Annotated in this window: 5 protein-coding genes; all 5 read left to right on the top strand. The window is 70.6% G+C overall.

Translation table 11 applies throughout. The features are described from left to right. Positions 1–89 precede the first annotated feature (89 nt). The 5 genes from UK23_RS47700 to UK23_RS47720 all read left to right on the top strand — a co-directional run bounded on the left by UK23_RS47700 (position 90) and on the right by UK23_RS47720 (position 4963). Positions 90–1106 carry a hypothetical protein gene (locus UK23_RS47700; protein WP_045318500.1) on the top strand — a complete coding sequence of 339 codons (1017 nt, stop codon included), beginning with the start codon at positions 90–92 and terminating at the stop codon, positions 1104–1106. After that, on the top strand, positions 1093–1692 hold the full coding sequence (locus UK23_RS47705) for a DUF4129 domain-containing protein (protein ID WP_045318501.1): 600 nt from the start codon (positions 1093–1095) through the stop codon (positions 1690–1692). The genes UK23_RS47700 and UK23_RS47705 overlap by 14 nt, the downstream gene beginning before the upstream one ends. A gap of 154 nt (positions 1693–1846) precedes the next feature. Further along, entirely contained in the window at positions 1847–2713 is an 867-nt protein-coding gene (locus UK23_RS47710) for a DUF4350 domain-containing protein (RefSeq protein WP_231115014.1), read from the top strand. Next, the gene (locus tag UK23_RS47715; protein WP_045318502.1) at positions 2710–3672 is read left to right on the top strand and encodes an AAA family ATPase; all 963 of its coding nucleotides are present in this window, start codon (positions 2710–2712) and stop codon (positions 3670–3672) included. The genes UK23_RS47710 and UK23_RS47715 overlap by 4 nt, the downstream gene beginning before the upstream one ends. A gap of 1 nt (position 3673) precedes the next feature. Beyond that, positions 3674–4963 (top strand): DUF58 domain-containing protein, encoded by a 1290-nt coding sequence (locus tag UK23_RS47720; protein ID WP_045318503.1) that lies wholly within the window; start codon positions 3674–3676, stop codon positions 4961–4963. Position 4964 lies beyond the last annotated feature (1 nt).

Genomic DNA, 4964 nt, shown 5'->3' on the forward strand with positions numbered 1-4964 from the left:
ATAGGACATCGTTTCGTGATCCAGTCGCGCTGTGAGAGGCGGTCTGATCTGGCAGGATGCCGCTCACACACGACCAGGGGGTTGCCGCAATGTCCGAAACGCCTGGCTGGTCCTCGCCCGACCAGCAACCGAACCAGCCGCAGCAGCAACCGCCCCAGCACGGGCAACAGCCACCCCAGTACGGGCAGCAGCCGGGCTACTACGCCCCGCCGCCACCGCAGCCGGGACCGACGATCAAGCCGGGTGTGATCCCGCTGCGTCCGCTGGCCGTCGGCGAGATCGTCGACGGCGCCATCACGACGATGCGCAAGTACCCGGTGCTGCTGCTCGGCGCGGCCGCTGTCGTCGCCGCGATCACCCAGATCGTCGGCCTGCTGGTGCAGCTGCCGTTCCTGAACGACCTCACCGCCGCGGCGACGCTCGACCCGAACACGGTCACCCAGCAGGAGATGCTGGACCGCATCACGACGAGTTTCATCGGCTTCCTCACCGGCACGGCGCTCAGCGTCCTGCTGCTGCTGATCGGCACGGTGTTCCTGTCCGGCTTCATCACCGTCGTCGTGGGTCACGCGGTGCTGGGCCGGCCGGTCACGTTCGCCCAGGCGTGGGACGAGTTCAAGCCGCGCCTGCTGCCGTTGCTCGGCGCGACGCTGCTGAGCAGCCTCGTGGTCGCCGTCGGCGTGGTCCTCTGCATCATCCCCGGCATCTGGGTCGGCGTGATGTTCTCGCTGATCGGCCCCGCGCTGGTGCTGGAGCGCTGCGGCGTCGGCGCCGCGTTCGGCCGCTCGCGGGCCCTCGTGAAGGACGCGTGGTGGCGGACGTTCGGTATCCTGCTGCTCGCCGCGATCATCAGCGGCGTGATCAGCTGGATCATCAGCCTCCCGTTCGGCCTGCTCGGCGCCGCGACGACCGGTTTCTCCGACGACCCGACGGCGGCGCTGAGCGCCGGCTCGCTGGTGCTGTCGGCGATCGGCGGGATCATCGCGCAGACGATCACCCTGCCGTTCTCGTCCGCGGTCAACGTGCTGGTCTACGTCGACCGCCGGATGCGCGCGGAGGGCATGGACATCGAACTCCAGCGGGCCGCGGGACATGGCGGTATCTGACGTACCGGTAGATCTCGACCGCGACGAGGCCAGGGAGGCGGCCGCCAGGGAGCTGGGCAACCCGGCGTACGTCTCCGACGACCCGAACCCGATCGAACGCGCCTTCCACTGGGTGCTGGAGAAGCTGGGTGCGCTGTTCGCGGGTGTGGGCGGTATGAGCGGCATCACCGCGATCACGGTTCTCGTCGTGGTCGCGGTGATTCTCGTGATCGTCATCAGGCTCCGCGTCGGCCGCTCCTTCCGTGCCGCGCGTTCCGCCGGCTCCGTGTTCGGCGGCAAGGTCATGACCGCTGCCGAACATCGCGCGGCGGCGGAACGCGCTGCGGCGGCGGGGGATCTGGCCGAGGCCGTGCGCGAGCGCTTCCGCGCCGTGGTGCGGGAACTGGAGCAGCGCGGCGTGCTCGACCCGCGGGCCGGCCGTACGGTGGACGAGGTGGCGATCGAGGCGGGGCAGGCACTTCCGGTGCTGGCGGACGACCTGCGTGGCGCGGCCGTGCAGTTCGACGACGTCTGGTACGGCGGCAAGCCCGCCACGGCACAGGGGTACCAGCGGCTGGTCTCCGTGGACGACAGGGTGCGCGCATGACGGCGGTGTCCCCCGACGCCGGGCGGATCTGGACTGCCGCGCGCGGGCCGCTGGTGATCGGCGTGATCATCCTGTTCGCGGCTGTCGTGATCACGTTGGTGGAGAGGGCGGTTCACTGGACCCGCGTTCGTACCGGCCGGAGGGCAGCCACGCCGTGGTCGCGCTGCTGGAGCAGAACGGGGTGCGGGTCGAACGCACGGAAGACGCGTCCTCTGTGGAGGGTGCGACGCTGTTCGTGACGCAACCGAACCTGATCGCCCCGGAGCGCCTGGAAGGTCTGACCAAGCGTGCCGCGGCCACCGTGCTGCTCGCGCCCGCCCGTCCCGGTCTCCGGCGGCTGGAGGTGGAGACCCGGGATCCGGGCTGCCCGCTGGCGGCCAAGGCGGGTGCGGCCAAGACCGGCGGGTTCGTGTACGACGGCGAACAGCGTTGCTACGACTCGACTCTGGTGCGCACGGGCACGGTGACGACGCTCGGGTTCGGCGCGATCTTCACCAACCGCGACCTCGACTCCGACGGCAACGCGGCGTTGGCATTGGCGTTGCTGGGTCAGCACGAACGGCTCGTCTGGTACATGCCGTCGACCGCGGACCGCTCGCAGCAGAAGTCGTTCACGGACCTGGTGCCGGACGGCTGGAAGTTCGGCGCGTTCCAGCTGGGCGTCGCGGCCGTGGTGATCGCGTTGTGGCGGGCGCGCAGGCTGGGCCGGGTGGTGACCGAACCGCTGCCGGTGGTGGTGCGCGCGGCCGAGACCGTGGAGGGCAGGGCGCGGCTGTACCGGAGCTCGCGCGCGGCCACCCACGCCGCTCTGGTGCTGCGCCAGGCTTCGCGGGACCGGCTGGCCCCGCTGCTGGGGCTGCCGGTGGGCGAGGACGTGTCGGTGGAGGTCGCCCGCAGGACGTCGCGGTCCGTCGCGGACGTCAGGACTTTGCTCTATTCGCAGGAGCCGGTGGACGACCGGGGGCTGGTCGCGCTGGCATCAGAGCTCGATGCCGTGGAGAACGAGGTACGCAGGGGATGACTGTCACCGTCTCGACCGAGGAAGCACGCTCGGCGCTGGTCGCGCTGCGCACGGAGATCGGCAAGGCCGTGGTGGGCAACGACTCCGCCGTGACGTCGCTGATCCTCGCGTTGCTGTGCAAGGGACACGTGCTGCTGGAGGGTGTGCCCGGCGTCGCGAAGACGTTGCTGGTGCGGGCTATGGCCCGGGCGCTGGACCTGTCGACGACGCGGGTGCAGTTCACGCCGGACCTGATGCCCGGTGACCTGACCGGGTCGCTGGTCTACGACTCGCACAACGCCGCTTTCTCGTTCCGCGAGGGGCCGGTGTTCACGAACCTGCTGCTGGCGGACGAGATCAACCGGACGCCGCCCAAGACGCAGGCCGCGCTGCTGGAGGCGATGGAGGAACGGCAGGTGTCGGCCGACGGCAAGACCCGGCCGCTGCCGTCGCCGTTCATCGTCGTGGCCACGCAGAACCCGGTGGAGTACGAGGGCACCTATCCCCTGCCCGAGGCGCAGCTGGACCGGTTCCTGCTGAAGGTGACCATGCCGATTCCCGCGCGCGAGCACGAGATCGACGTGTTGACGCGGCATGCTTCCGGCTTTGATCCGCGTGATCTTTCCTCACTGTCTCCCGTGGCCGGGGCGGCGCATCTGGACGCTGGTGCGGCCGCGGTGCGTGCTCTGACCGTGGCGCCCGAGGTCATCGCTTACGTGGTCGATGTCTGCCGGGCCACTCGGCAGTCCCCCGCGGTGCGGCTCGGGGTTTCTCCGCGTGGTGCCACGGCGCTGCTCGCGGTGGCGCGGGCCTGGGCCTGGTTGTCCGGGCGTGACTACGTGACGCCGGACGACGTGAAGGCGCTGGCGCGCCCGGCTTTGCGGCACCGGCTGGAGCTGCGTCCGGAGGCCGAACTGGAGGGCGTGACGGCGGACGGCGTGCTGGACGGCGTGCTCGGCACGGTCCAGGTGCCGCGCTGACGTGGCGCTCACGGGCCGCGCGGGGCTGCTCGCGCTCATCGGTGTGCTCGTCGTCGGGCTCTTCTTGCCGTCGTGGCAAGGGGTTCTGGTGCTTCTCGGCGTGCTGGTCCTGTGTGTGGTGGTCGATCTGCTGCTCGCGGGCGGGGTTCGGCGGCTGACTTTCGTGCGTGCCGGGGCGACCTCGGTGCGCACGGGTGAGCTGTGCACGGTGTCGTTGACTGTGCAGAACCCCAGGCGGCGGGTGCGGGGTGTTCTCCGGGACGCCTGGGCACCTTCCGCCGGTGTGGTCGAGGACCGGGTTTCGGTTGACGTGCCGGCGGGTGGCTCGCGGACCTTTGCTTTCGAACTGCGCCCCGTGCGGCGTGGTGATCGCGTTTCGGACCGTGTGACCGTGCGGTCTGTCGGGCCGCTGGGGATCGCGGCACGGCAGGGCTCGCACGTCGTGCCGTGGACCGTGCGCGCGTTGCCGCCGTTCCACAGCCGGCGTCACTTGCCGCCGCTGCTGGAACGCCTGCGCGAGCTGGACGGCCGCCGGGCCTCGTTGATCCGCGGTGCCGGCACGGAGTTCGACTCGTTGCGCACCTACGTGATAGGCGATGACGTGCGGTCGATCGACTGGCGTGCTTCGGCTCGGTCGTCGGATGTCGTGGTGCGGACCTGGCGGCCTGAGCGCGACCGGCAGGTGACGATCGTGCTCGACACGGCCCGCACGGCTGCCGGCCGCGTCGACGGTGCGCTGGGTGGCCTGCCGCGGCTCGACACGTCGATGGACGCGGCGTTGTTGTTGTCCGCCTTGGCTTCGCAGGCTCGCGACCAGGTCGACTTCCTGGCGTTCAGCACCAAGGTGCGAGCTTCCGTGCCGCGGGCCACGCTGCCCGTTCTGGTGCAGGCGATGGCTCCGCTGGAAGCCGAACTGGTGGAGTTCGACGCGCGCGGCGCGGTGGCGGAGGTGCTGCGGCGGGCCGGTCGGCGTTCGCTGGTCGTGCTGCTGACGTCGCTGGAGCCGTCGATCGAGCACGGGTTGCTGCCGTTGTTGCCCACCTTGGCTTCCCGGCACCGCTTGCTGATCGCCTCGGTGTCCGATCCCGCCGTGCACGCGATGGCCGCGGGGCGAGGCGACTTGGAGTCCGTTTATGGCGCCGCTGCGGCAGAACGGACGTTGGCCGAACGCCGCCGTCTGACCGCTTTGCTCGCACGGCATGACGTGGACGTCGTGGACGCTCTGCCCGACGAACTCCCGCGCGCGCTCGCGGATCGCTACCTGTCGTTGAAGGCCGCGGGCAAGCTCTAGA

This window comes from Lentzea aerocolonigenes, from assembly GCF_000955955.1.
Taxonomy (GTDB): Bacteria; Actinomycetota; Actinomycetes; order Mycobacteriales; family Pseudonocardiaceae; genus Lentzea; species Lentzea aerocolonigenes_A.